The sequence below is a fragment of the Pseudonocardia sp. DxW genome (assembly GCF_058448985.1).
Map to the genome: position 1 here is coordinate 1 of NZ_JBZFLK010000074.1, position 1,297 is coordinate 1,297.

The 1,297-nt window shown below is 71.0% G+C and carries 1 pseudogene; it reads right to left on the reverse strand.

Features of this window, described 5'->3' with window-relative positions:
• Positions 1–982: 982 nt before the first annotated feature.
• Positions 983–1,297, reverse strand: a pseudogene (locus tag ACVJO7_RS34005) (integrase core domain-containing protein); the annotation flags it as partial.

Genomic DNA, 1,297 nt, shown 5'->3' on the forward strand with positions numbered 1-1,297 from the left:
TGTCTGGGTTCAGATGATGCGGGACGGGTTGGCTTCAGATGATCGGTAACTGCTCCTAGCCAGTTGTTCGGTTTCGGACACCGTAGGCCTTGAAGCGGGTCAGGGGGCGCGTGCTGGTGCGGGGGATCTGGGTGATGACGTGGTGTGCGTGTTCGTCGTAGACGGTCAGGGTGGTCTCGCCGATCTCGATGGTGACGAGCTGTCCGGCGTAGCGCTGGCCGACCAGGACGCGCTGGTTGATGACCTGGGTGGCGCCCTGGGAGGAGACCCGACGCTGGGTGCGGGCGGGGCGGTCGTCAGCAGCCGGTAGTGGGCCGGCGGCATGAGCGCCGCGGAGTTTGCGTCGCTGGGCCGGGGTGAGTTCCAGGGTGGTGGTGCGGGTGCGGACGCCGTCGACGATCACGTGGGCCAGGCCGTCTTCGAGGTGGAGGGTGACGCGGCGGCCGGCGTGTTGGGCGCCGACGTTGAGGTGGGTCCCGGCGACTGAGACTCCTCCGGTGTAGTTCGCGGTGCGGTGGATCTGCAGCGGGCCGGGATGTGCGCGGTCGGCGGCGGGCAGGACCGGGGCCGGTCCGGCCGGGCGGGCGCCCTCGGCGCGCAGGCGGGCCAGGTGGGTGGTGGTCATCCGCGAGGGCACGGTCTTGTGGTGGATGCCGTCGAAGCTGAGATGGACGGTGGTGGTGTCGATCCAGAGGGTGGCGATCCGCCCGGTCAGGGCTGTGCCCAGCCAGAACTGCTGACCGCAGACTCCGAGGTTGCCCGAGGCCGGGACGACGCGTTCGATCTCGACCGCGGCCGTGGGAACGGGAAGGGCCGGCGGCGGTGACGGGACCGGGACGGGGACGGGGGCCGGCTGTTCGGTGGGTGGGACTGGGGCGGGGGTCTCGGACAGATCGTCCGGGTCGTCGGGGAGCGGGTCGTGGTCGTCGGGTTCGGGCAGGCCGGTGAGCTCGGGCGGGCTCCAGATCCGGGGTGCTGGGTCCGGGCGCTGCTGGGCCGTGGGGAAGTGGGTGGCCGGGCTGGTCATGGCCCGGGCCTGGTGGGGGCGGTGGTGGTTGTAGTCGTCGACCCAGTGCTCGATCGCGGCCTGGGCGGCGTCGAGGGAGTCGAACGGGCCGTGGTCGTCGAGTAGTTCGGCTTGGATGCTGTGGTGCCAGCGTTCGATCTTGCCGGTGGTGGTTGGGGACCGGACCTTGGTCAGGAGGTGGTCGATGCCGTTGCGGCGGCAGATCCGGTCGAAGAGCACCTCGACCCGGCGGGGTCGGGCGAAGCGGCCGGTGAACTGGCGTCCGTTGTC